This is a genomic window from Flavobacterium sp. 9, from assembly GCF_002754195.1.
Taxonomy (GTDB): domain Bacteria; phylum Bacteroidota; class Bacteroidia; order Flavobacteriales; family Flavobacteriaceae; genus Flavobacterium.
Genome location: NZ_PEEU01000001.1, coordinates 6,280,071 through 6,304,796, shown reverse-complemented (window position 1 = coordinate 6,304,796; position 24,726 = coordinate 6,280,071). Strand labels below are relative to the sequence as shown.

Annotated in this window: 24 protein-coding genes; 13 read left to right on the top strand and 11 right to left on the bottom strand. The window is 31.7% G+C overall.

Annotated features, from left to right (window positions below):
• Positions 1-278 precede the first annotated feature (278 nt).
• From lon to CLU81_RS26465, 9 genes are all read left to right on the top strand, one after another.
• The gene (gene lon / locus CLU81_RS26500; RefSeq protein ID WP_099712592.1) at positions 279-2,732 is read left to right on the top strand and encodes an endopeptidase La; all 2,454 of its coding nucleotides are present in this window, start codon (positions 279-281) and stop codon (positions 2,730-2,732) included.
• A gap of 236 nt (positions 2,733-2,968) precedes the next feature.
• Positions 2,969-3,988: a type IX secretion system protein PorQ gene (porQ, locus tag CLU81_RS26495; RefSeq protein WP_099712591.1), complete on the top strand. Its 1,020-nt coding sequence runs from the start codon at positions 2,969-2,971 to the stop codon at positions 3,986-3,988.
• Between the two features lie 4 nt (positions 3,989-3,992).
• Complete coding sequence (locus CLU81_RS26490; RefSeq protein ID WP_099712590.1) at positions 3,993-4,595, top strand: murein L,D-transpeptidase catalytic domain-containing protein; 603 nt, start codon at positions 3,993-3,995, stop codon at positions 4,593-4,595.
• A 126-nt stretch (positions 4,596-4,721) separates the two neighbouring features.
• A complete protein-coding gene (locus CLU81_RS26485; RefSeq protein WP_099712589.1) occupies positions 4,722-5,324 on the top strand; it encodes a murein L,D-transpeptidase catalytic domain-containing protein in 603 nt (200 codons plus the stop codon).
• A gap of 46 nt (positions 5,325-5,370) precedes the next feature.
• Positions 5,371-6,063 (top strand): (d)CMP kinase, encoded by a 693-nt coding sequence (cmk, locus tag CLU81_RS26480; RefSeq protein WP_099712588.1) that lies wholly within the window; start codon positions 5,371-5,373, stop codon positions 6,061-6,063.
• 68 nt (positions 6,064-6,131) lie between these two features.
• Positions 6,132-7,508: a nucleoside permease gene (locus tag CLU81_RS26475; protein WP_099712587.1), complete on the top strand. Its 1,377-nt coding sequence runs from the start codon at positions 6,132-6,134 to the stop codon at positions 7,506-7,508.
• 78 nt (positions 7,509-7,586) lie between these two features.
• Complete coding sequence (locus tag CLU81_RS26470) at positions 7,587-7,829, top strand: hypothetical protein (protein WP_099712586.1); 243 nt, start codon at positions 7,587-7,589, stop codon at positions 7,827-7,829.
• Positions 7,830-7,831: 2 nt separating this feature from the next.
• A complete protein-coding gene (locus CLU81_RS27270; protein ID WP_255410537.1) occupies positions 7,832-7,960 on the top strand; it encodes a hypothetical protein in 129 nt (42 codons plus the stop codon).
• A gap of 161 nt (positions 7,961-8,121) precedes the next feature.
• Positions 8,122-9,366, top strand: a complete 1,245-nt coding sequence (locus tag CLU81_RS26465; protein WP_099712585.1) for a hypothetical protein — start codon at positions 8,122-8,124, stop codon at positions 9,364-9,366.
• A 3-nt stretch (positions 9,367-9,369) separates the two neighbouring features.
• Here the strand turns inward: CLU81_RS26465 and CLU81_RS26460 are convergent, their stop codons facing one another.
• Positions 9,370-9,879: a hypothetical protein gene (locus CLU81_RS26460; protein ID WP_099712584.1), complete on the bottom strand. Its 510-nt coding sequence runs from the start codon at positions 9,877-9,879 to the stop codon at positions 9,370-9,372.
• Positions 9,880-9,930: 51 nt separating this feature from the next.
• The gene (locus CLU81_RS26455; RefSeq protein ID WP_099712583.1) at positions 9,931-10,302 is read right to left on the bottom strand and encodes a helix-turn-helix domain-containing protein; all 372 of its coding nucleotides are present in this window, start codon (positions 10,300-10,302) and stop codon (positions 9,931-9,933) included.
• Positions 10,303-10,401: 99 nt separating this feature from the next.
• On the opposite strand from CLU81_RS26455, the gene CLU81_RS26450 reads away from it, so the two are divergent.
• From CLU81_RS26450 to CLU81_RS26440, 3 genes are all read left to right on the top strand, one after another.
• Entirely contained in the window at positions 10,402-10,947 is a 546-nt protein-coding gene (locus CLU81_RS26450) for an NAD(P)H-dependent oxidoreductase (protein WP_099712582.1), read from the top strand.
• A 428-nt stretch (positions 10,948-11,375) separates the two neighbouring features.
• Positions 11,376-13,154 carry a 30S ribosomal protein S1 gene (gene rpsA / locus CLU81_RS26445; RefSeq protein WP_099712581.1) on the top strand — a complete coding sequence of 593 codons (1,779 nt, stop codon included), beginning with the start codon at positions 11,376-11,378 and terminating at the stop codon, positions 13,152-13,154.
• A 139-nt stretch (positions 13,155-13,293) separates the two neighbouring features.
• The gene (locus tag CLU81_RS26440) at positions 13,294-15,501 is read left to right on the top strand and encodes a T9SS type A sorting domain-containing protein (protein WP_099712580.1); all 2,208 of its coding nucleotides are present in this window, start codon (positions 13,294-13,296) and stop codon (positions 15,499-15,501) included.
• A gap of 180 nt (positions 15,502-15,681) precedes the next feature.
• Here the strand turns inward: CLU81_RS26440 and CLU81_RS26435 are convergent, their stop codons facing one another.
• Both CLU81_RS26435 and CLU81_RS26430 read right to left on the bottom strand, forming a co-directional pair.
• A complete protein-coding gene (locus CLU81_RS26435; protein ID WP_099712579.1) occupies positions 15,682-16,212 on the bottom strand; it encodes a biopolymer transporter ExbD in 531 nt (176 codons plus the stop codon).
• 12 nt (positions 16,213-16,224) lie between these two features.
• Positions 16,225-16,752 (bottom strand): biopolymer transporter ExbD, encoded by a 528-nt coding sequence (locus CLU81_RS26430; protein ID WP_099712578.1) that lies wholly within the window; start codon positions 16,750-16,752, stop codon positions 16,225-16,227.
• A 210-nt stretch (positions 16,753-16,962) separates the two neighbouring features.
• Here CLU81_RS26430 and CLU81_RS26425 point away from each other — a divergent pair, with 210 nt between their 5' ends.
• Positions 16,963-17,517, top strand: coding sequence for a fasciclin domain-containing protein (locus CLU81_RS26425; RefSeq protein ID WP_099712577.1), 555 nt, complete (start codon positions 16,963-16,965; stop codon positions 17,515-17,517).
• Between the two features lie 89 nt (positions 17,518-17,606).
• Here CLU81_RS26425 and CLU81_RS26420 read toward each other — a convergent pair whose 3' ends face one another.
• The 7 genes from CLU81_RS26420 to CLU81_RS26390 all read right to left on the bottom strand — a co-directional run bounded on the left by CLU81_RS26420 (position 17,607) and on the right by CLU81_RS26390 (position 24,725).
• The gene (locus CLU81_RS26420; protein ID WP_099712576.1) at positions 17,607-18,452 is read right to left on the bottom strand and encodes a DMT family transporter; all 846 of its coding nucleotides are present in this window, start codon (positions 18,450-18,452) and stop codon (positions 17,607-17,609) included.
• A 112-nt stretch (positions 18,453-18,564) separates the two neighbouring features.
• Positions 18,565-18,705 carry an SsrA-binding protein gene (locus CLU81_RS26415; RefSeq protein ID WP_099712575.1) on the bottom strand — a complete coding sequence of 47 codons (141 nt, stop codon included), beginning with the start codon at positions 18,703-18,705 and terminating at the stop codon, positions 18,565-18,567.
• Between the two features lie 246 nt (positions 18,706-18,951).
• Positions 18,952-20,706: a M56 family metallopeptidase gene (locus tag CLU81_RS26410; RefSeq protein WP_099712574.1), complete on the bottom strand. Its 1,755-nt coding sequence runs from the start codon at positions 20,704-20,706 to the stop codon at positions 18,952-18,954.
• 4 nt (positions 20,707-20,710) lie between these two features.
• On the bottom strand, positions 20,711-21,079 hold the full coding sequence (locus tag CLU81_RS26405; RefSeq protein ID WP_099712573.1) for a BlaI/MecI/CopY family transcriptional regulator: 369 nt from the start codon (positions 21,077-21,079) through the stop codon (positions 20,711-20,713).
• 24 nt (positions 21,080-21,103) lie between these two features.
• Positions 21,104-22,687, bottom strand: a complete 1,584-nt coding sequence (locus CLU81_RS26400) for a M56 family metallopeptidase (protein WP_099712572.1) — start codon at positions 22,685-22,687, stop codon at positions 21,104-21,106.
• Between the two features lie 6 nt (positions 22,688-22,693).
• Entirely contained in the window at positions 22,694-23,062 is a 369-nt protein-coding gene (locus tag CLU81_RS26395) for a BlaI/MecI/CopY family transcriptional regulator (protein WP_099712571.1), read from the bottom strand.
• Positions 23,063-23,507: 445 nt separating this feature from the next.
• On the bottom strand, positions 23,508-24,725 hold the full coding sequence (locus tag CLU81_RS26390; RefSeq protein ID WP_099712570.1) for an MFS transporter: 1,218 nt from the start codon (positions 24,723-24,725) through the stop codon (positions 23,508-23,510).
• Between the last annotated feature and the right edge of the window lies 1 nt (position 24,726).

Below are 24,726 nucleotides of genomic sequence, written 5' to 3'. Positions count from 1 at the left end.
ACTTATGATGTTAAAAAATAAGAAATAAATTACTTATCGAAAATCTGAAACTACTTTTGCTTTTTTTATCCTTTATAATTAATGTTGTTTAATAATATAAAATACCAAAAGTGACATTTGAAAACTTTCTTTTTTGGTTTTGGCATAATGATTGTCTATTTTTACTGCCTATCATGTAAATCAAACACTTAATGAAGTTGTACTAAAAACTACATAGCGTTTGGATAAATTTGCAGTTAGGATTAAACTTTTAATGACAAAACGACTTATATATTATTATGTCAAACCATAAAATACTTACTATTGACAATCTGTCACTTCAAGAATTTGATTCAGAAGCCGAATTAATTCCATTATTAACTCCAGAGGACGAAGAAGAAATGAACAACGAAGAGCTTCCGCTTTCGTTGCCAATTTTGCCTTTGCGTAATACCGTTCTTTTTCCGGGAGTTGTAATTCCAATTTCGGCAGGAAGAGATAAATCAATCAAACTAATTAATGATGCCAATGCCGGCGGAAAAATTATTGGTGTAGTTTCTCAAATTAATGAAGAAGACGAAGATCCATCAAAAGACGATATTCATAAAATAGGAACTGTAGCGAGAATTTTACGCGTTCTGAAAATGCCTGACGGAAATGTTACGGTTATTTTGCAAGGAAAAAAACGTTTTGAAATTGACGAAGTAGTTTCAGAAGAACCTTATATTACTGCAACTATAAAAGAGGTTGCAGAAGAACGTCCGGAAGAAGATGATACGGAATTTACAGCTATTTTAGATTCTGTAAAAGAGTTGGCAATTCAAATTATAAAAGAAAGTCCAAATATTCCGTCAGAAGCTACTTTTGCGATTAAAAACATTGAAAGCCAGTCGTTTTTGATCAATTTTGTTTCTTCGAATATGAATTTATCCGTAAAAGAAAAACAAGGTTTATTGTCTATCAACGGATTAAAAGACAGAGCGCTTGAAACTTTACGTTATATGAACGTTGAATTGCAAAAATTAGAATTGAAGAATGACATTCAGTCAAAAGTTCGTTTTGATTTAGACCAGCAACAACGCGAATATTTCTTACATCAGCAAATGAAAACCATTCAGGAAGAATTGGGAGGCGTTTCGCAAGAGGAAGAAATGGACGAAATGGGGCTGAAGGCAAAAACTAAAAAATGGGACGAAAAGACGCAGAAACATTTCGAAAAAGAATTGTCAAAAATGCGTCGTATGAATCCACAATCTCCTGATTTTGGAATTCAACGTAACTATTTAGAGTTGTTTTTAGAATTGCCTTGGAGCGAATATTCTAAAGATAAATTCGATTTGAAACATGCTCAGAAAATATTAGATAAAGATCATTTTGGACTTGAAGAAGTTAAGAAAAGAATGATTGAACATTTGGCAGTTTTGAAACTTCGTAACGATATGAAATCGCCAATTATTTGTTTGACAGGACCTCCTGGAGTTGGTAAAACATCTATTGGACGTTCAGTTGCCGAAGCTCTTGGTCGTGAATATGTACGTATTTCGTTAGGTGGTTTACGTGACGAAGCTGAAATTCGCGGACATAGAAAAACTTATATTGGTGCTATGCCAGGACGAATTATTCAGAGTTTGAAAAAAGCGGGAACTTCGAATCCTGTTTTTATTCTGGATGAAATTGACAAGTTGTCAAACGGAAATAGCGGTGATCCATCTTCTGCTTTATTAGAAGTTTTAGATCCGGAGCAAAACAGTGCTTTTTATGATAACTTCCTTGAAATGGGATATGATTTATCTAAAGTAATGTTTATTGCAACTTCGAACAATATGTCGGCTATTCAGCCAGCATTGCGTGACAGAATGGAAGTTATCAAAATGTCAGGTTATACTATTGAAGAGAAAGTTGAAATTGCAAAAAGACACCTTTTCCCAAAACAATTGGAAGCACATGGATTGACTAACAAAGATTTGACAATTGGTAAAAAACAATTAGAGAAAATTGTAGAAGGTTATACACGTGAATCTGGTGTTCGTAATTTAGAAACAAAAATCGCTCAGGTAATTCGTAACGCTGCAAAAGCAGTTGCAATGGAAGAGGAGTACAATAAAAAAGTAACCGACGAAGATATTGTAACCGTTTTGGGTGTACCAAGATTAGAGCGTGATAAATACGAGAACAATGATATTGCAGGAGTTGTAACAGGTCTTGCATGGACAAGTGTTGGAGGTGATATTTTGTTTATTGAATCTTTAATTTCTGAGGGGAAAGGTTCATTAAGTATTACAGGAAATTTAGGGACTGTAATGAAAGAATCTGCAACAATTGCTTTAGAATATATTAAGGCCAATGCTAAGAAATTAGGTTTAAATGTTGAGCTTTTCCAAAAATATAACATTCACTTGCACGTTCCAGAAGGAGCAACGCCAAAAGACGGACCAAGTGCAGGTATTGCAATGTTGACATCTTTGGTTTCTTTATTAACTCAAAAGAAAGTAAAGAAAAGCTTAGCAATGACTGGAGAAATTACACTTCGTGGAAAAGTTTTACCAGTTGGTGGTATCAAAGAGAAAATCTTAGCAGCAAAAAGAGCCGGTATTAAAGAAATCATCTTATGTCATGAAAACAAAAGTGACATTGACGAAATAAAAGCAGAATATTTAGAAGGCTTGACTTTTCATTATGTGAAAGAAATGAGCGAAGTTTTAGCTTTGGCTTTGACGGATCAAAATGTAAAAAACGCAAAAATTCTAAAATAAGATTTTAAAGTTAAATTCCTAATATTTATAAAATTCCAAATTCCAATCTGATAACTCAGTTTTGGAGTTTGGAATTTTTTATTGAGCTAAATATTTACTGGAAACTTTAATGTTTTTAAACTCCGATTTAACATAGTTCAGTTTTGGAATTTAATTTATAATTAATTTTATTTTATAAGTTATATAATTTTATCTTCGCATTTGCGTTATTCCCATATAGGAATCGCCCCAAAAGCATGTTAAAACGATTTGTTTTACTTTTTTTTAGTTTAGTTTGTTCAGTTTCTTACGGGCAAATTGGTGGTCGATATACTTATCAATTTTTAAATTTAACGACTTCACCTCGACAAGCTGCATTAGGAGGTGAAACGATTACAATATACGATGAAGACGTGAATCAGGTAATGTCTAATCCGGCAGCATTAAATGAAGATATGGATAATCATTTGGCAATGAATTATGGTAGTTATTACGGCGAGGCTTCTTACGGAACTGCTTCGTACGCTTATACTTACGATAGACATGTGCAGACGTTTTATGCCGGAATGAGTTATGTAAACTATGGTTCATTTGAAGGATATGACGAAAATGGTCAGGCAACATCCAGCTTTTCAGGTAGCGAAGGCGCGCTATCATTGGGCTACGCGTATAATGTTCCTTTTACAGATCTACATATCGGCGCTACAGCCAAGCTAATAACTTCAACTTTAGAAAGTTATAATTCAATTGGTGGTGCAATTGATGTGGGAATTATGTATCAAATTGAAAAAAATGATGTAAATTTGGCATTGGTATTTCGTAATATTGGTACACAGTTTACAACATATTCTGGTATACAGGAAAAATTACCGTTTGAAATCATTGCAGGAGTTTCTCAGGAATTAGAACACGTTCCAATTCGTTGGCATCTTTCATTAGAAAATTTGCAACAATGGAATATTTCTTTTTCGAATCCCGTTCGCGGAGAAACTAAAATTGATGGATCAACAAATGATGAGAAAGTTTCGTTTGTAAATAATGCTTTGCGACACGTTGTTTTTGGTGTGGAGCTTTTCCCCAAAAGAGCATTTAATTTGCGTTTAGGATATAATTTTAGAAGAGGTGAAGAATTAAGAGTGGCAGATCAACGCAATTTTTCAGGAGTTTCATTAGGGTTTGGTTTAAAGATGAATAAGTTAAAGTTTAATTATTCATACTCTAGATATACATTGGCAGCAAATACGAGTCTTTTTGGTCTAATTTTAAATTTTCAATAGTTATATGAAAATATTTAGTTTGTTTTTGTTTATGACTGTAGGGTTTTTTACGGGTTCAAAACACTACTACAAAGAAGAAACTTCTATTACCACTATGGAAATAGAGAGGATTAATACAAGAGTTAGCGAGATAAGAAACATGATGAGTATTGATCCCAAATACAATACTAAAATCGCTTTTTTTGTGGACATGAGAATACCTTCAGGTAAAAATCGTTTTTTTGTTTACGATTTAGTAAATAATAAAATAATTGACCAGGGTCTTGTGGCACACGGTTCAGGATCTGAAACCGGAGTAAAAGGAAGTTTAAGATTTAGCAATACACCAAACTCAAACTGCACAGCTTTGGGCAGATATTCTATCGAAAAATGTTATAAAGGATGTTTTGGAAAATCATACAAACTAAATGGTTTAGACGAAACAAACAGTAATGCTTTAAAAAGAGCGATAGTTCTACATTATTATTCGGCGGTTCCTTATGAAGAGCAAGATTATTATATCAGTAATAGTCACGGCTGTCCAATGGTAAATGAGCAATTCTTCAAAAGAATCGAAAAAATAATTGATAGTTCTAAGTCGAATATCATCTTGGATATTTATTACTAAAATAACATTTCGTACAATTTCAATATAATTAAGCTTTTGCTGTTGTAAATTTTTCAACAGCATTTTTTTTGAAATTATATAAATTTCCCACACTTAAATTTTAGCTCGTAAAACAAACAGTTTAATATGAAGAAGATCATTTTTGCTTTTTTTGCAGCGCTGTTATTTTTTATTGGATTTAAGATTTTTTGGAAAGACGAAAAAGCTATTTCATTAACTGAAAAGAAAATTGATATAAGGCAAATCAATGAAGTCAAGAAAGTAATAAAGAGTAATTCGAAGTATAATAATAGGATTGCGTTTTTTATTGATATGAAAATCCCTTCTGGTAAGAATCGCTTTTTTGTTTATGATTTAAAAGCTAACAAAATCATAGATAAAGGATTAGTTGCTCATGGTTCCGGATCTGAAACTGGTGTAAAAGGGAAATTGAGATTTAGTAATATTCCAAATTCACTAAGTACTTCATTAGGAAAATATGCTATAGGAAATCATTACAACGGAAGATTCGGGAAAGCCTACAAACTATACGGATTGGACAAAACAAATAGTAATGCTTTTGAGCGAGATGTTGTTTTTCATTACTACTTTGATGTTCCGTATAAAGAGAAAGATGGTTATATTTGCAACGGCTACGGCTGTCCTATGGTCAATAAAAAATACTTTGACAGGATAGCACAAATAATTGATAACTCAGAGTCAGATATTCTGATGAGTATCTATTATTAATATCAAATTAAAGCACTAAAGAAATTAAAATTTAAAAAATAAAAAATTGAAAAAAATTACCATTGCAATTGATGGATTCTCATCAACAGGAAAGAGCACTTTGGCCAAACAATTAGCAAAAGAGTTAGAATATGTTTATGTAGATACCGGAGCAATGTACCGCGCTGTTGCCTATTTCGCAATGCAGAATGAGCTTATTAAAGCTGATTTTTTTGATAAAAAAACTTTAGTGGATTCACTTCCAAATATTCAATTAGAATTTAAATTCAATGCTGATCTTGGTTTTGCTGAGATGTATTTGAATGGTGAGAATGTCGAAAAACAAATTAGAACTATTGAAGTTTCTAATTTTGTAAGTAAAGTAGCCGAAGTTTCTGAAGTGCGTTCTAAATTAGTAGAACAACAACAAGAAATGGGAAAAAACAAAGGTATCGTTATGGACGGAAGAGATATAGGAACTGTAGTTTTTCCAGATGCTGAACTTAAAATTTTCATGACTGCCAGTGCAGAAACACGCGCACAAAGACGTTTTGATGAACTACAGCAAAAAGGTGATAATGTATCTTATGAAGACGTTTTGAAAAATGTTGTAGAAAGAGATCATATAGATACGCACCGTGAAGATTCTCCTTTGGTGATTGCAGATGATGCCATAGAAATAGATAATTCTTACCTTAATAGAGAAGAACAATTTTCAGCCGTTTTAGAATTAGTAAATGATGTTGTTAAAACTGTTTAATTTTTTGTAGATATCATTTTTAATGGTAGTTTTACCGCTTCATTTTTACTAAAAGACAATTTCATCATATGGGAATTAAAAACAGGTTGATTATAATGAGCTTTCTTCAATTTTTTGTTTGGGGAGCGTGGCTTATAACAATTGGAAATTATTGGTTTGGTACTAAAAATTGGGAAGGAACTCAGTTTGGTCTTGTTTTTGGAACCATGGGAATTGCCTCTTTATTCATGCCTACATTAACAGGAATCATTGCTGACAGATGGATAAACGCTGAAAAATTATATGGTTTTTTACATATAATATATGCAGTAGTTTTGTTTAGCATTGCACACGTAACAACTCCTGACAATTTTATTTACGTAATGTTTGCCGCAATGTGTTGCTATATGCCAACAATTGCATTAAGTAATTCAATTTCGTACACTTCACTGAAATTAAACAATAAAAACATTGTAAAAGATTTTCCGCCAATTCGTGTTTGGGGAACTATTGGTTTTATTGCCGCAATGTGGATTACTAATTTAAGCGGAAGTAAAGCAACTGAATATCAGTTTTATATTGCTGGAATTGGTGCTTTAATCCTTGGAATTTATGCTTTTACATTGCCAAAATGTGAGCCACAACGTTTAACTAAAGAAGACGCTTCATTGACTGAAACTTTAGGATTAGAAGCGTTTAAATTATTCGGAAATTATAAAATGGCTTTGTTTTTTGTGTTTTCTATGTTTTTAGGAGGCGCTTTGCAATTGACAAATGCTTACGGAGATGTATTCTTAGATGAATTCAAGCATTTTCCAAAATATGCAGATTCATTCGTAATTCAATATTCAACTATTATTATGTCAATTTCTCAGGTTTCTGAGACCTTATTTATCTTGGCGATTCCGTTTTTCTTAAGACGTTTTGGAATCAAACAAGTTATGTTGATTAGTATGTTGGCTTGGGTATTACGTTTTGGATTATTTGCTTTTGGAGATCCTGTTGGAGGATTATGGATGATCATTATGTCATGTATTGTTTACGGAATGGCATTTGACTTCTTTAATATCTCGGGTTCTTTATTTGTAGAAAGTAATACGGATTCTAAAATCCGTTCATCAGCTCAGGGTTTATTCATGATGATGACAAATGGAGTAGGAGCCGTCTTAGGAAGTTTAACTTCTGGTTGGGCAATTGATCGTTTCTTTACAAAATCGTTCACTAACACAACTGAATTAGCCGGATTTTTGCAAACCGACGCTTCGAACTCAAAAATGCTGGATTTTGTAAAAGGTCAGGGAAATACAATTTCTACAGATGGTATTTTTACAAATCCAATTTTAATGAAGGACTGGCATACAATCTGGTTGTCATTTGCAGCTTATGCTTTGGTAATTGCTATTGCTTTTGCGGTCTTATTTAAACATAAACATGATCCAAAAGAGATTGAGAATTTGAGTCATTAAAAAAAAAATAAATTCATATAGAATCCCCTTTTTTAGCAATTAGAAATGGGGATTTTCTTTTTTAAATGATAATAGATAATGAAAGAAGATTTTATTAAAAAGTATTGGGATGAAGAAGATATATTATTCTATATTCATTTTCAGGATGATGAAGCAGTAAGACAAATTGAAGTTAAATCTGATGAGAAGGTATATCTGACTTTAGAAGAACCAATAAAAGGAGAATCTATGTTGTATGATCAAAAACTTTCTGAACTTGATTTAGAAAAATCTGATTTTATAAGGGAGGAAGAATTTAATCAAGTTTGGAAAAAAGTATAATAATGGAAAAAGTGAAAATAAAATCATATTCTCTTTCTGAAATGAAAGACAAGTTTATTGGGAAACCAGGCATTAAAGAAAGAGATAATTACGAAAAAAAACTTCGTAAAGAAATTTCTAGAATTAAATAAGTACTAATCTAAATCTTTGTCAAAGTTTTAAACTTTGACAAAGATAGAACGCGCATAGTAAACCCGACAGTTTTTTAAAACCTGTCGGGTTTGTCGTTTTTTAAAGGTTTCTATTTAAATAAAAAACAATAACTTTATTCATCATTTTTAAAGCTAAAAATATGCTGATAATTAGACTATTTGCGTTTCTTTTATTTGGGATTTCCGCATTTTCTCAAACTAAGGTTTTATACAATCAAAGTGTAGAAGCTTATAAAAGCAAAGACTACGTTTTGTTTTTGAAATTAGCAAAGCAATTAGACAGTATTCGTCCAATGCATCCTACTTTTACTTATAATTTAGCTTCGGCATATTCTTTAAATGGTAAAAAAGAGGAATCCTTAAGAGTTCTAAAAACTGTTGTTTTAGCAAATAATACTATAGATTTCGAAGGCGATTCAGATTTTGATGGGATTAAAAATGAAAAAGGTTTTAAAGATTTATTAGAACTGAAAGTTTTTCAATCTAAAACAATCGTAAGTTCAAAAGAGAAATTCAGTCTCTCTGAGAAAGATTTGCATCCTGAAGATTTGCTTTATTTAGAGAAATATAAACTTTGGTTATCGTCAAGTATTCGGAATAAAAAAGTAGTTTCTTTTGATGAAAAAGGCAATTGTTCTGATTGGTTTACAGATTGTTTGTATTCGGTATTTGCAATAAAAGCAGATTATAAAGAGAAGTTTTTATGGATAACTTGTTCAGCAATTCCTGAAATGAAAGGTTTTTCTAAAGAAATGGAAGGTAAAAGTGAGATTCTGAAAATTGATATAACGACAAGAAAACTTGTAAAACGTTATACGATTGAGGGAAATCATGTTTTTGGAGATCTTGTAATAACTAAAAATAATGATGTTTACATTTCAGATAGTGGTGAAGCGATAATCTATAAAATTGAAAATGAAAGCTTGAGTATATGGAAAGATCTTCGAAAAGAAGCTTTTAACTTGCAGGGAATTACATTAAACGCAAATGAATCTAAAATATTTATTGCTGATTATTTAAAAGGAATCCTGAATATTGATATAAAAAGTAAAAAAGAAAGTTGGTTGGAATTTCCGGATAATGCTTCTAAAAAAGGAATTGATGGATTGGTTTTTTATAAGAATTCATTAATTGCAATTGAAAATGGAGTCGTGCCAATAAGAATTGTACGTTATAAACTGAATGAATCCCAAACTAAATTAGTTGATTTTACAGTTTTAGATAATAATCGAAAAGTTTTTGACGAGCCAGCTTTAGCAACTTTAGTTAAAAATAAGGTATATTTTTTTGCTAATTCTCCCTGGAAATTTTATGATAAAAATGGCCAATTAGACGAAAGTAAAATTGAAAGCCCAAAGTTGTTTGAACTTATTTTAGAAAAATAATAGTTATTCTAATGATGCAATCAAATCTTCGACTTGCTTTTTCTGTTCAGCATATTTTTGCTGTAGTTCAGAACCTTGTCCCATTCGATTGTAATATTCCAGACCTTTCTGAGCGAAAAACTTCTTATGGAATTTGGAGATTTCCGGAACTTGGGGAAATAGAATGTGAAAATTCATTTCGTAATAAGCTTGCCATTCACGCTCATTTTTGTCTAAAATATATGGTTTTATAGTTTTCTGATTGACATGAACCATTTCATGAGCAATTAGGATAAGCATTAATTCTAGAGGAAATTCGAAAGTATTTTGAGGAATTCTAATAGTCTGAGGTTCTCCAAATTCGCCTTCAGTAGTCATTAGTATAAAATCAGGTTTTGCATTTTCTCTAAATTCAAATCCTTTTAGATTCTTGTTTTTGAGATTGTACTTTTTTAAAAGCCAATAAACAGCATTGATAACTTGTCCGTTTTTATGGAAAGTTTCTATTTTTTGTTTTATATCTTCAAGTTTCATAAGGACGATAATAAAATATTAAAATTATAGTGAAGCTAGGCGAGTCTTTTGTTAACTATTAATAAATTCTCCTTTTTCCAGAACAATTGAATTCCCTAATTCTGTAATGGAATCTAAAACGGTTTTAAAAGATTTTCCAAATTCGGTTAAGCCATAAGTTACTTTAATTGGAGGCTTTTTTCCTTCGACTTTTCTAAATACAAGACCATCTTCTTCCAGTTGCTTGAGTTGCAGGCTTAAAGTTCGTTCTGTAACGGTTGGCATTTCTTTACGAAGTTCGTTATATCTTTTTGGGCTGTCTTTTAAATGATACAGAATCACGGCTTTCCATTTTCCGCCCATTAAATCCATTACAAGACTTACTGTACAAGGATAAATTTTCCCTTCCAGCTTAATCAAATCGGGTTGACATTCTGTTTTCATAATCTTGACTTTTAGACTATCAAATTGGATAGTTATTGTGTAATTGTAAAACTATAAATAATTTTGTTACTATAAAAATTATAGTATAAAATTTAAGATATGGCATTAATAATTTTAGGACATCCACAGTTAAATAAATCAATTGCAAATAAGGCAATTATTGAAGAAATTCAGAAGAATGATTCAGATATTGAGGTTAGAAATCTAGCTGAATTATACCCCGATTTTAATATCGATGCCAAAGAAGAGCAAAAGGCATTACTGCGACACGAAATCGTAATTTTTCAGTATCCTTTATATTGGTATAATATGCCGGCGATTTTAAAGCATTGGTTTGATGTGGTTTTTGAACATCAGTTTGCTTATGGATCAAAAGGGGATAAGTTAAATGGTAAAAAACTTTTGACGAGTGTTACTGTTGGTTCAATCGAAAAGGAATATAAGCCTTTTGGAAAACATAATTTCAGAATAGCGGAATTCTTTAAAAATATTGAACAAACGGCTTATTTTGCTCAAATGACTTTTTTAGATCCGATGTTTTTTCATGGTACATCTGCGGTTGATGGTTTTACAGAAGATGAAATTAAAGAACGCGCGAGATTATATGCGAATGGTTTGCTGAGTTATGTTGAAGAACTTGTTTAACTTTTAAGATTCCAAATCTTTGTCAAAGTTTTAAACTTTGACAAAGATAGCCGCGCACAGTAAGTCCTACAGTCCCGAAGCTTCGGGATAAAAGCTGTTGAGTTTGTCGTAATAAGTGCTTAAAAAACCAAATACTTCTAATCTAGCCCCGATAGAGCCGGTATCCTTTTTCTGGCTTTTTTAGACAGAAAAAGATATAGGTGAAAGCGGGAATAAAGTTCTTGAAAAGTCTTACAAGATCTGCTTCTGAATAAATGACTGATAATCATTTAGAATTGTTTTGCTATTACAAATAAATGTATTAATTTTGCAAACCTTTTGGCAGAGAAGAGTTTCCATTAGGGATCAACTATTTATGTAAAACAACTTCTGTTTTTTCTATCGCTTTAAGAAACTCAAGAAAAACAGAATACAAATTTTTTATCAGCATGTCTGAACAATTAAAATCACAAGAAGAGTTTTTAGCAAATTTTAACTGGCATAACTTCCAAGAAGGAATTGATGCAGTTGATGAGAAAAACTTACAAGAGTTTGAAGAACTAGTATCTAAAACTTTCATCGCTACAGATCAAGAAGAAGTAGTTGAAGGAGTTGTTGTTAGAATTACAGATAGAGACGTTATCGTTGATATCAATGCTAAATCTGAAGGTGTTATTTCTTTAAACGAGTTCCGTTACAACCCAAACTTAAAAGTAGGTGACAAAGTAGAAGTATTAATCGACATCCGTGAGGACAAAACAGGTCAATTAGTATTATCTCACAGAAAAGCACGTACTATTAAATCATGGGATAGAGTTATTTCTGCAAGCGAAACAGGAGAAATCGTTAATGGTTTTGTAAAATGCAGAACTAAAGGTGGTATGATCGTTGACGTTTTTGGAATTGAAGCTTTCTTACCTGGATCTCAAATTGACGTTAAGCCAATTAGAGACTACGATGTATATGTAAACAAAATGATGGAATTCAAAGTGGTAAAAATTAACCACGAATTCAAAAACGTTGTTGTATCTCATAAAGCGCTTATCGAAGCTGATATCGAAGTACAGAAAAAAGAAATCATCGGTCAATTACAAAAAGGACAAGTATTAGAAGGTGTTGTTAAAAACATTACTTCTTATGGTGTGTTCATTGACTTAGGTGGTGTTGACGGATTAATTCACATTACTGACCTTTCTTGGAGTAGAATCAACCACCCAAGTGAAGTTCTTGAATTAGACCAAAAATTAAACGTTGTAATCCTTGATTTCGATGACGAGAAAACAAGAATTCAATTAGGATTGAAACAATTAAACGCTCACCCATGGGATGCTTTAGATGCTAATTTAACTATTGGTGATAAAGTAAAAGGTAAAGTAGTTGTAATCGCTGATTACGGTGCATTTATCGAAGTTGCTGAAGGTGTTGAAGGTTTAATCCACGTTTCTGAAATGTCATGGTCAACTCATTTACGTTCTGCTCAGGATTTCGTAAAAGTTGGAGATGTTGTTGAAGCTGTTATCTTAACTTTAGATAGAGATGACCGTAAAATGTCATTAGGTATCAAACAATTGACTCAAGATCCATGGACTGACATCACTTCTAAATACCCAGTAGGTTCTAAACATACAGGTATCGTTAGAAACTTTACAAACTTTGGTATTTTCGTAGAATTAGAAGAAGGAATTGATGGATTAATCTACATTTCTGACCTTTCTTGGACTAAGAAAATCAAACACCCATCTGAATTTGTAAATGTTGGTGAGAAACTTGATGTAGTTGTATTAGAATTAGATGTTGAAGGACGTAAATTATCTTTAGGTCACAAACAAACTACTGCTAATCCTTGGGATCAATACGAAGATTCTTTCGCTGTAGGAACTATCCACAATGGTGAGATTTCTGAAATCGTTGACAAAGGAGCTACTGTAGAATTCGGAGATGATATCGTTGCTTTCATTCCTACTCGTCACCTTGAAAAAGAAGACGGAAAGAAATTGAAAAAAGGTGATACTGCTGATTTCAAAGTAATCGAATTCAACAAAGAATTCAAAAGAGTAGTTGCTTCTCACACTGCTATCTTCCGTGAAGAAGAAGAGAAAAACGTGAAAGCTGCAACTGAAAATACTTCATCTGCATCATCTACAAATGCACCAGCTGCAACTTTAGGAGATAACAATGATGTATTAGCTGCATTAAAAGCTAAAATGGAAAAAACTGAGAAAAAATAATTCTTAGTTTCCTCTAAATAGAAAGTCCCACAGAAATGTGGGACTTTTTTTTGCGCTATAGTTTTGATTTTAAGAAAATTTAACAAATAAAGTTGTGTTATAATCTTAAAAAGTTATTTTTACTTAAAAATTTCCTTATATGAAGAAAATCTACTTTTTGGTTCTTGCTTTATGTTTTTTTTCGACTTCAAAAGCACAGATTGCTAATATGCCAAATACAGAATTTAAAGAGATGTTATTAAGTGCAACTCCTCAAAATATGATTGCAAAAAACTTATCAGGAGATTATTGTACTATAGATGTTAATCATGACCAGCAAATTCAAATTGATGAAGCAAAAAATATTAGTTATTTAAATTTAGTTGATCATGTATTTTTAAGAGATTTAAATGGTATATCAAATTTTATAAATTTAGAATATTTAGATTGTACTAGTAATAATTTAGATCATCTTGACGTAACTAATTTGTCAAAATTAAAATATATCGATTGTAGTCATAATAATGAGTTACAGGTTTTGGATATAAAGAACTTAATTTATTTAGAAAAGTTAATTTGTAGTTATGATAATATATTTGTTTTAGATTTAAGTAATTCTGTTTTTCTGAAATATTTGGATTGTACAAACAATCAATTAACGGAGCTAGATATCAGTCATTCAATAAATCTAAATTATTTAAACTGCGCAGGAACTCAGATAAAGTCTTTAGAAACAGCTAATGCGAAAAATTTAGAAGAACTAAATACATTAACTTGTGCTATTTATTCACTTGATGTTAGCCCGTTGACTAAATTAAAAAGTCTAGCTTGTTCTTCTTCAATTATAAATATGAAAAACGGATTTAAAACCAATTTAGAGTTTTTACAATACTCTTATTATTTAAATTACGTTTGTGTAGACGACAATCGTATTGAAGACGTAAAAGAAATGCTATCAAAGGCACAAATAAGACCTTATGAAATAAATACATATTGCACTTCTAATCCGGGAGGAGATTTTTTTGTTATACAAGGAAATACAAAATTCGACAATGAAAAAAATGGTTGTGATACTGATGATTATTTTACAAAAGGAATTAATTACCTGATTAATAGTAAAGATAAAAAAGAACAAATTACTACAAACCAAAACAAATCATTTGCTATTGGCGTTAAGGAAGGCACGCACACTATAGTCCCAATTCTAGAAAACCCTACCTATTTTAATATTTCCCCAACAACGGTAGACATTACCTTTCCAACACAAGCAAGTCCATTTATTCAAGATTTTTGTGTAACAGCAAATGGTGTTCATCCTGATCTGGAAGTTTCGCTTTTACCCATTCAAGGAGCAAGGCCAGGTTTTGACGCAAAATACAAAATAGTCTATAAAAACAAAGGCAATAACACTCAGTCAGGGACGGTAAATTTTAAATTCGATGGTACAATATTAAATTTAGTAACAGCTAATCCAATTGCTTCAACTCAAAACACCAATAATTTGACTTGGAATTTTACTAATTTACAACCTTTTGAAATACGCGAAATCTTCTTTACCCTAAATTTAAATGGACCAACGGAAACTCCTGCGGTAAATAACGGAGACATTTTAAATCATACAGCATCAATTTCATTGCAAGATAATGACGAAACTCCAAATGATAACACATTTACGTTAAATCAAACTGTTGTTGGATCTTTCGATCCAAATGATAAAACATGTTTAGAAGGTGAAGTAATCACGCCAAGTTTAATTGGTGAGTATGTACACTATATGATTCGTTTTGAAAATACGGGAACTTTTTCAGCGCAAAATATTGTAGTAAAAGACATGATTGATTTATCAAAATTTGATATTTCTACATTAATTCCAACAAGTTCAAGCCATTCTTTTGTAACTAAAATTTCAGATGAAAACAAAGTAGAATTCATTTTCGAAAATATTAACCTGCCTTTTGATGACGCTAATAATGATGGTTACATTGCATTTAAAATTAAAACAAAACCAACATTAGTAGTAGGCGATACGTTTACAAATGATGCCAACATTTATTTTGATTATAATTTTCCGATTTTAACGAATAAAGCAACTTCTACTTTTAAAACTTTAGGAACTAAGGATTTTGAATTTTCGAACTATTTTACCTTGTATCCAAATCCTGCTAATAATGTTTTAAATATTGAAGCGACTCAAGCTATAGAAATGGATTCATTTAGAATCTATGATATTTTGGGACAATTGGTTATCGCCATTCCAAATGCAAAATCAGTTTCCAATATTGATGTTTCAAAGCTTAGAACAGGTAATTATTTTATAAAAGTAAAATCAGATAAAGGAAGTTCAAGTATGAAGTTTATTAAATTATAACTAACTATTGCAAATAGAAAATCCCACAGCAATGTGGGATTTTTTTATATCTTTTTGTTTCAAGTTTAGTTTTTAGGAGCTATTTCCAGCTATCATTCCAATCTTTTATGCCGAACGACGGCACAAAAGGATTTTCCCTTCTATCTGGGCTATGGCAATCGTTTTCAAGAGAAGTATTTTTTATTTAGAAGCTAATAATTTTGATTCTTCAGGAGTATAGTAATCTACAATTAGATAAGAGCTTATTCCTGTTATTTTCATTTCATCAAGAATCTCCACCAAATTACCATAATTAGAATTTTTACTTGGTTTAATAATGACTGTAACTCCTCTTCCTGGCTTACCTCTGCTCGCGGAATATTCGTAAACTTTTTTCTTCCTTTCTAATAATTCCTGACGAATTCCATTTTTGCCATAATGAACCTCTCTCGGAGCATCCACGGGATACGATAACAGACCACAATATGTTATTAGTTTATTATTATCATCAAGTAGTATTGTCATTGAGCGATTTTCATCAGGCATATTACAGCCAAAAGTCTCACCGCAATCATCACAATCAGGTGTTCCGTATTCTAAAACGCTTGGTTTTGCCAACTCAATTGTAACCATAAAAAAGATAATTAACAAGAAAGAAACACTAACCATTGCAGTCAAGTCAACTCTTGTACTTAATTTTTTACTTCTAACTTTCTTAGGTAGATTTTGCATGTTTGAGATTTTTTATTTAGAAGCTAATAATTTTGATTCTTCGGGTGTAAATTCAGGTACGATTGCATAAGTACTAATTTTTGCAATTTCCATTTCGTTTAAAATATCGATTAAATTTTTATAATTGGATTTTTTACTTGGTTTTATAATTACAGTAATATTTTCCAGTTTAGCACCATTAGCAGCATATTTAAGAAGATTATTTTTTCTTTGCAATAATTCTCTTCGAATTCCGTCTTTACCGTATTTTATTTCTTTGGGAGAAACCATTGGAGACTCTAAAAGTCCCATATAATATATCAGTTTATTGTTTTCGCCTAACATTACAGTTATTGATCTATTTTCTCCTTCATGTGAATAATAGCGCGGACAGTCACAACATCCATAATCTGGTGAATCTAAAACTAATACTCTTGGTTTTGCCAACTCAATTGTAACCATAAAAAATATAATCAACAAAAAAGAAACGCTTACCATTGCGGTTAAATCAACTCTCGTACTTAATTTTTTACTTCTTATTTTCTTAGGTAGATTTTCCATATCGAGTCAATTTTGTACTAAAGTTAATAATAAAAGTAATACAAAGACTTTGATGATTTTGAAAATAATTAAAAATAAATTAATCTTTTAATGTGTTGTTTTACAACTGTTTTTAAGGATTTTTCAATGATTTTGAAACTTTTTTGAATTTTTAATAAAACCAAATCGAAAACTATCCCGTAAATGAGCTTATAACTTAAAACATTCATTATGAAAACTAGAAAATTTTTAGCAGTAGCAATTTTAGCATTAGGATTTGGATTTACATCATTTGCACAAAAATCTGTAATGGTTGGTGGAGCTGCAATGTATCCAAACAAAAATATTATTGAAAATGCCGTAAATTCAAAAGATCATACTACATTGGTTGCTGCTGTAAAAGCTGCGGGATTAGTAGAAACATTACAAGGAAAAGGTCCGTTCACCGTTTTTGCCCCAACAAATGAAGCATTTGCAAAATTACCAGCAGGAACTGTTGATACATTATTGAAACCTGAAAACATCAAAACATTGCAAACTATTTTGACTTATCATGTTGCTGCAGGAAAATGGAATGCTTCTGATATTGCAAAAGCAATTAAAGCAGGTAAAGGAAAAGCAACTATTAAAACCGTAAGCGGTGGTTCTTTAACGGCATGGATGCAAGGGAAAGACCTTTATATTAGCGACGAAAGCGGAAACAAAGCTAAAGTTACAATTGCTGACGTAAACCAATCTAATGGTGTAATTCATGTAGTTGATACAGTATTGTTGCCAAAAATGTAATACTGTACAAAGTCCCAATCATAAAAAATTCCAAATCCCAACTTTATAAATTGGAATTTGGAATTTTTTATGATTAGAATTTTAAAAGTTTAGCGTTTAGCTGTCAAAGTCGAGCCAACAGAAGCTGTAACAACACAGAAAACGGCTAATATTTCATAAAAATTCAGGTATTCCTGCAAGAATATAAAAGCACAAACTGAAGCTGCAGCAGGCTCTAAACTCATTAATATACTAAAAGTACGAGGAGGAAGCTGACCTAAAGCTTTCATTTCAAGAGTAAACGGAATAGCGCTTGATAAAAGTGCAAGCGCTACGCCCATTCCAAGAAGTTTTGGAGTCAGATTAGACAATCCGTTTTCATAAAAACCAAACGGAAGTATTAAAATTGCACCAAATAACATTCCGGTTGCAACTGCTTGACCGCCATGCATTATTTTAGAAACTTTTCCGCCTAAAACAATATAAGCCGCCCAAAGAGCTCCTGCCAATAAAGCAAATAAAACTCCTAGAGAATCGATACTATTATTAGACCAGGGCGCAATAAGTACAATCCCGATTGCTGCCAGTAAAACCCAGCAATAATCAATTAAACGTGTCGAACCAACTATAGCAACTACTAAAGGACCTATAAATTCTAAGGTTACGGCAAGTCCAATTGGGATTCTTTCTATTGCCATATAAAAAATCAAATTCATTGCGCCTAAAGCCAAACCATACGGAACAACAATTTTCCACTGATCAGCTGTGATTTGCTTTAAATTTGGTCTGTATGCGATCAGTAAAATTATAGCCGAAACTCCAATTCGTATTGATGCTGTTCCCGCAGCTCCAATTGCAGGAAATAAGGTTTTTGCAATTGCAGCGCCACATTGTACACTTACAATAGCCAAAAGTACTGCATAAACAGGCGGTATATTAAAATCTTTATTTTTCATGATAATTATAAAAAGGAGATAAGAAGAATGTAAATAAGAAAAGTGAATTCTTTTATCTCTTAGAAGAAAGTATTGTTGGAATTAATTCCAAACTATTTTAAAACATATTATATTATTGTAAAGCTCTTTTTGTGATAAAAGCCCGGTAACCAATAATTGCCATTTGCCATTTTTTTGCTTTCGAAATATCTAAACCTTGTTTCGTAAAACTTGGTAAAAGAATTTTGTTGATTTTGGCTAAAACTTTATACATGGTAGGTTAATTTTTGGCAAAGATATAAAAAAAGACCTTGCGATTAAGCAAAGTCTTTTGGTGATTTGGCATTGATTATTAAAAGGTTACTTGATATTTAAGACTCAGTTTTTATTTATGCCATTTTCTGCGTTTAATGTATTTTAAACTGTCTTTTTCTGTTAATTATGAATTTATTCAGATGAAATATAGCTTTTCAAAACAAAAGTCAGTGTTTCTGGACACTGGCTTTTGTTTTATTTTGCATTAAGATCTTTTATTATCCTTTTCAAATTTCTTCATGCTTTTTTCATGCAGCTTCATATTTTGTTCATACACTTTCATGTCTTTTTCAAATTGTTCCATCTTTTTTTCAAAATCAGCTCCAAATTGCAGGTCGATGTTAGCGCTGTATTTGTCCATTTCAACACTAAATTTTTCCATTGCAATTTCAAACTTTTCCATTTCCTTATCATAGCCACCTTCACGTTTAGCCATGATTTCATCTACTTGTTTTTCATAAGCATCCAATTGCGGTTGAAAAGCAGCCATTTTTTTATCAAATTCTGCCATTTTTTTGTCAAAATCTTTCATAGCCACTCTGTCCGAAGTGTTTCTTGGTGGCACAGGAGGTTTTGGCATTTTTGACATATTTGGCACTGGAGGAAGCTCTAAATCTTTTGGCAATACAGGCATTATCGGTGCAATGGGCGCTGGAGGTAATGCAGCTGTTGCAGGCGGTGTAGGAGGAACCGGCGGAGCAGGCATGTTCTGACCGTTATATTCTCTGACTTCAGCTACACGACTTTGATACTCAGTTGAGTTATCGCTTTCTGTATCTGTAACAATGCCAATTTTTTTTATGCCATTTTTTTCAGTTAAAACAGAAATTCCAAAGCTATCTATAGCTTCATCGCCATCAATTTGAATAGTTTGAACTTCTTCAGTTCCTTTTTTAATATTGATTTTGATTCCTATTAATTCTTTTTTAGAGTTTCTCTTTATATTAGAAACGGCAACATCTGCACCATGATCTTTTTTTAATTTTTCAGCAATTACTTTTAACTCCTGATCAGTGGTGTTTTTAGTAATGTTATAAACATCGTCTGAATCATTAGTTTGAGAAACTTCCTGAGGCTGGCTTTTTTCCTGAGCAATAGTTTTAATTTGAAACAACAGCACGAAAGCAATAAGTGCGGGAATTATAGCGTAATATTTCCAATAATTCCATTTTTTTGATTGATTTTTGTTTAACATGACAATTCGTTTTTTGATTAATGATTGATAAAAATGATTGGTGATTGCAACGCATGATTCGTGCGTTGTGATTTTTAAAAGCGTGTATTGGTAGGCTTTTTTGTCTGAAATTTTTTTGGCAGCTTCACTGTCAGCAATAAATTCAAGGTTTTGAAGAATCGCTTTTTTGTACAGCCAAATAATTGGATTGAACCAAAAAAGCACACAAAAAACTCTTGAAATCAAAACATCCATAGTATGATTTTGATCGCTATGCACTTTTTCATGCTCGATAATATTTTCTAATTCTGAAGCTGTATACATTGATGAGTTGTACACAATATAATCAAAATAAGAAAAAGGAGCAATATTCTCGCTAATATCTATGAATTTAAAATCAGCTTGTTGGTGAACTTTTTTTCCTTTTAAGACAGAATTTAAACTATAGAAATCAAGCGCAAATTTTATTATCAGAGCAAGAAAACCGATACTATAAATAGCAAGAACTACATAATTCCAGTTAATTTGAAAAGATTCCTGCTCAATCGCACGCGGAATATAAGCTCTTGAATAATCTATTGCAGACATTGTCACAGGAGTTGGATCGATCCAGACAATTTTGGTATAAACCAAAAATGGCAATACAACTGAAGTTATTAGTCCGGCAAGCAAGAACCATCTATTGCTATTGAAAAAAGTCTCTTTGCGTAATAATAAAAAATAAGCAAAGTAAAACAGTAGCAGTAATCCGCTTGATTTTGCGATAAAAATGAAAAGTGCTTCCATAACGTTATTTTACTTCAAGTGGAGTTTCGATCATAGCCAGGATTTCGCGTAATTCTGCCGCCGAAATTTTTTCTTCTTTAGCAAAAAATGAAACCATACTTTTATAAGAACTATTGAAATAATTGTCAATTGCTGTACTCATAAAACCTTTACTGTAATCTTCAATAGTTACAATTGGATAATATTGATGTGTATTTCCAAAAGCATTATGCCCCACATATCCTTTTTCTTCCAGATTACGAACAATAGTCGAAAGTGTATTGTAATGCGGTTGATCTTCAGTTATTTCTGTTTGGATCTCTTTTACAAAAGCTTTTTTAAGCTTCCATAAAATATGCATGATTTCTTCTTCTTTGTTGGTCAGCTTTTGCATAATTTTAGTTTTTAAATGCTGAAATTATTTTTTTGTTTCAATTAGAATAACTCCATTCGCACCTTCTTCTCCGTATTTCACTGTAGCTTCTGAGCTCTTAATAACCGTCATTGATTTGATAGTATTTGGATCAATAGAATTAGTGTCATCTTTGCTAAGATTCCCAATTACCACACCGTCAATGATATATAACGGATCCGAGTTTATTTTTATAGTTTGCTGACCGTTCTTATTGGTTATGGTAATATTTGTATTTACGTTTCCGTTTACGTTAGTGCTTACAGTAGTATTAGTAGCGTTACTAACATTGCAATCAGCTTTTGCGCTAGTATTAGAATTAATGTTAACATCAGTGTTAGTTTTAGAGTTTTGAACTTTTACGATTTCAATTTTGTTTGCTTTCTCACTAGAATCTGCAACTTTGTCATTTGCAACTAAGCTGATTTTTTTAGCGCCATCGTCATTTGTTGTGATCATGATTCCGCAATCTCTAATTCCTTTGTCACCAAGAACTTCGTATTCCTGAACTTGCTCAGAACCGCTTTTTGCGTGTAGTTTTATTGCGATTATTTCGTTTTGAGAATTTCGTTTTAATTCTGAAATTGTAAAATCAACATTGTGATTTAGTTTTAACTTTTCTGCAATAACTTTTAAGTCATGATCTGTACTTGTTTTTTTGATTTTGAAAATGTCAATCGCCCTAATTTCTTTTTTAGAAACCTTAACAGGTGTTTCTCTTTTTTCTTTTGCAATTACTTCTACCTGAAATAATAATACAAATGCCGCCAGAGCTGGAATTACCACATAATACTTCCATGAATTACTCTTTTTTGATTGATTTTTGTTTAACATAATGATTCGTTTTTTGATTAATGATTGATAAAAATGATTGGTAATAGCGAGACAATTCTCGTGTGTCGTGATTTTTAAAAGCGTGTATTGATATGCTTTTTTATCTGAAATTTTTTGAGCAGCTTCTTTATCAGCAATAAACTCAAGATTTTGAATAATTGATTTTTTATAAAACCACATTATAGGATTGAACCAAAACAAGATGCAAAATACTCTCGAAATAAGAACATCTACAGAGTGGTTTTGATCGCTGTGAACTTTTTCATGTTCCAGAATACTCTCTAATTCTGCTGCCGTATACATTGATGAGTTGTACACGATATAATCAAAGTAGGAGAAAGGAGCAATGTTCTCTTCTATATCTATAAATTTAAAATCGGCTTGTTGTTGTACTTTTTTACCTTTTATAATAGTGTTTAAACTGTAAAAATCGATTCCAAATTTGATTAGAAAGCCAATTAATCCAAGAATATAAACCGCTATAAAGACAATGTTCCAATTGATCTCAAAAGAGTTACTTTCTGCACTTAGTGAATGAAGCTCCGTATAATTCATATTCGAAAGCGGAGTAGGATTAATCCAGACAACTTTGGTATAAACCAAAAACGGCAATACAACAGAAGTAATTAAACCTGCCAATAAAAACCATCGATTACTATTGAAGAATGTTTCTTTGCGTAATAAAAAGATATAGGCACAGAAAAACAAAAGTAATAATCCGCTTGATTTTGCTATAAATATAAAAAGTGCTTCCATAAACGATTATTTTTCTTCTTTTGGAGATTCAATCATAGCAAGGATTTCTCTTAATTCGGCTGCAGAAATTTTTTCTTCTTTAGCAAAAAAGGAAACCATATTTTTATAAGAACTATTGAAAAAATTATCAATAGCGGTATTCATAAACTTTTTACTGTAAGCTTCAAGCGTTACTGCAGGATAATATTGATGTGTATTTCCGAAGGCATTATGTCCCACAAAACCTTTTTCTTCAAGATTACGAACAATCGTCGAAAGCGTATTGTAATGCGGTTGATCTTCGGTAATTTCTGCTTGGATTTCTTTTACAAAAGCTTTTTTAAGCTTCCATAAAATATGCATGATTTCCTCTTCTTTATTGGTTAACTTTTGCATGTTTTCTAATTTTAATTCAAACCTACAACTATTTTTCTAGTTACGCAACTATAAAACTAGTTACTTAACTAAAAAAAGCGTTTGAATATTATTTTTGAATAAAAAAATTGCTTTTAAGACCTTTAAAATTGGGATGAGAGCGAGTTGAGTTTTTTTTCTATAAATATTTTAGTTTGTGAAAGTGGGAAAGAAAATGGAACGCAGATGACATGGATTCGCTAAAGCGAAAACGCGGATTTTGACGGATTTTTTATTTTATTCTTTATCGAAATGAAAATTTAACCGCAAAGCACGCTAAGTTTTTTATCTATAATATGTATACAAACGCAAAGTTCGCAAAGCTTTATCTAAATATAGCTTTGCGAACTTTGCGTTTACTAACCACAATTTAAAACAAAATAACTTTTGCGTGCTTTGCGGTTAAATTTATATCGAATAGAAAGATCTAACTAATTCTCTCATTATATAGCGCTTTCTTAATCCAAAAACAGCACAGAGTTGCAAAAACTCCAATACACGCCATGAAGAGCCAATTGATTTGATATCCTAAACGAGAAATAATCTCGAAACCAACTTTCGAACTAACAATATGAGCCAGACTAAAACTCATTGTATAAAGTGCCATATATCGACCTTCTTGTCCTCGTGGCGCTCGACTTAGCGCAAAAGCATTAGAAAAAGGGAAGGTAAGGATTTCGCCAATCGAAATACAAATCATGCTTATAACCAAAATTCCTGCCCAAACATTAATTAGTAACAGAAAGAAACTTAATGCCATAACAAATGATCCGAGGATTATAATTCTTATTTTCGGAAAGCCTTTTCTTTCCATAAAACCAACCGTTGGCATTTCTAAAGCAAAGATTAAGAGTCCGTTTAAAGTCATTAATAATCCCGTTTGAAATTCGCTTAAGCCAAATTTCTCGTTATGATATAAAGGTAGCGTTGTAAAAAGCTGGAAGAAAATCATTGCCGTAACAAAACTTACAAACAAAAAGACCCAAAAGATTTTATCATGAAATACTGATTTTATTTCAGCTGCGCTTTCGATTTTATCTTCATGAACGACTTTTTTCTTCTCCTTAACTAATAATGCAAATATTGAAATAGAGATAATACACGACGCTCCATCAACCCAGAATAAACCCGAATATCCAATTCCCATAATGATCAAACCTCCCAAAGCTGGTCCTGCAGCAAAACCAAGATTTACCGCCAAACGCACCAAAGTCAATGCTCGTGTTCTGTTTTCGGGTTTTGCATAAGCGCCTAACGAAACAAACATTGCCGGTCTGAACATATCTGCAATCGTCATTAAAACAAACATTGCGAAGCACAATGCCCAAAATGTAGTAACATATTGTATAAGGAACATGGAGATTCCTGATGTAAATAAGCTAAAAATCATGATTTTGTAGAATCCAATTTTGTCGGATAATTTACCGCCTAACCAAGAACCTAACATTGATCCAAGTCCAAAAGCTACCATTATCCAACCAACTTGATTATAAGTAAATTGAAGATCTTCTTTTAAATATTTTGACAAAAAAGGAAGCACCATTGTTCCGGCGCGATTGATAAAAGTAACAATTGTAAGTATCCAAATTTCTCTTGAAAATCCTTTAAAGTTGTTGATGTAATGGTTAAAAGCAGTTTTGAGCATT

Bases quoted from the DNA above. Each gene is read 5' to 3' on its own strand.
- lon (WP_099712592.1), top strand. From the start codon at position 279: ATGTCAAACCATAAAATACTTACTATTGACAATCTGTCACTTCAAGAA.
- CLU81_RS26390 (WP_099712570.1), bottom strand. From the start codon at position 24,725: ATGCTCAAAACTGCTTTTAACCATTACATCAACAACTTTAAAGGATTT.
- CLU81_RS26435 (WP_099712579.1), bottom strand. From the start codon at position 16,212: ATGCAAAATCTACCTAAGAAAGTTAGAAGTAAAAAATTAAGTACAAGA.
- CLU81_RS26410 (WP_099712574.1), bottom strand. From the start codon at position 20,706: ATGGAAGCACTTTTCATTTTTATCGCAAAATCAAGCGGATTACTGCTA.
- CLU81_RS26455 (WP_099712583.1), bottom strand. From the start codon at position 10,302: ATGAAAACAGAATGTCAACCCGATTTGATTAAGCTGGAAGGGAAAATT.
- rpsA (WP_099712581.1), top strand. From the start codon at position 11,376: ATGTCTGAACAATTAAAATCACAAGAAGAGTTTTTAGCAAATTTTAAC.
- CLU81_RS26395 (WP_099712571.1), bottom strand. From the start codon at position 23,062: ATGCAAAAGTTAACCAATAAAGAAGAGGAAATCATGCATATTTTATGG.
- CLU81_RS26430 (WP_099712578.1), bottom strand. From the start codon at position 16,752: ATGGAAAATCTACCTAAGAAAATAAGAAGTAAAAAATTAAGTACGAGA.
- CLU81_RS26470 (WP_099712586.1), top strand. From the start codon at position 7,587: ATGAAAGAAGATTTTATTAAAAAGTATTGGGATGAAGAAGATATATTA.
- porQ (WP_099712591.1), top strand. From the start codon at position 2,969: ATGTTAAAACGATTTGTTTTACTTTTTTTTAGTTTAGTTTGTTCAGTT.
- CLU81_RS27270 (WP_255410537.1), top strand. From the start codon at position 7,832: ATGGAAAAAGTGAAAATAAAATCATATTCTCTTTCTGAAATGAAAGAC.
- CLU81_RS26415 (WP_099712575.1), bottom strand. From the start codon at position 18,705: ATGTATAAAGTTTTAGCCAAAATCAACAAAATTCTTTTACCAAGTTTT.
- CLU81_RS26425 (WP_099712577.1), top strand. From the start codon at position 16,963: ATGAAAACTAGAAAATTTTTAGCAGTAGCAATTTTAGCATTAGGATTT.
- CLU81_RS26465 (WP_099712585.1), top strand. From the start codon at position 8,122: ATGCTGATAATTAGACTATTTGCGTTTCTTTTATTTGGGATTTCCGCA.
- CLU81_RS26440 (WP_099712580.1), top strand. From the start codon at position 13,294: ATGAAGAAAATCTACTTTTTGGTTCTTGCTTTATGTTTTTTTTCGACT.
- CLU81_RS26400 (WP_099712572.1), bottom strand. From the start codon at position 22,687: ATGGAAGCACTTTTTATATTTATAGCAAAATCAAGCGGATTATTACTT.
- CLU81_RS26490 (WP_099712590.1), top strand. From the start codon at position 3,993: ATGAAAATATTTAGTTTGTTTTTGTTTATGACTGTAGGGTTTTTTACG.
- CLU81_RS26460 (WP_099712584.1), bottom strand. From the start codon at position 9,879: ATGAAACTTGAAGATATAAAACAAAAAATAGAAACTTTCCATAAAAAC.
- CLU81_RS26450 (WP_099712582.1), top strand. From the start codon at position 10,402: ATGGCATTAATAATTTTAGGACATCCACAGTTAAATAAATCAATTGCA.
- CLU81_RS26475 (WP_099712587.1), top strand. From the start codon at position 6,132: ATGGGAATTAAAAACAGGTTGATTATAATGAGCTTTCTTCAATTTTTT.
- CLU81_RS26485 (WP_099712589.1), top strand. From the start codon at position 4,722: ATGAAGAAGATCATTTTTGCTTTTTTTGCAGCGCTGTTATTTTTTATT.
- CLU81_RS26420 (WP_099712576.1), bottom strand. From the start codon at position 18,452: ATGAAAAATAAAGATTTTAATATACCGCCTGTTTATGCAGTACTTTTG.
- CLU81_RS26405 (WP_099712573.1), bottom strand. From the start codon at position 21,079: ATGCAAAAGCTGACCAACAAAGAAGAAGAAATCATGCATATTTTATGG.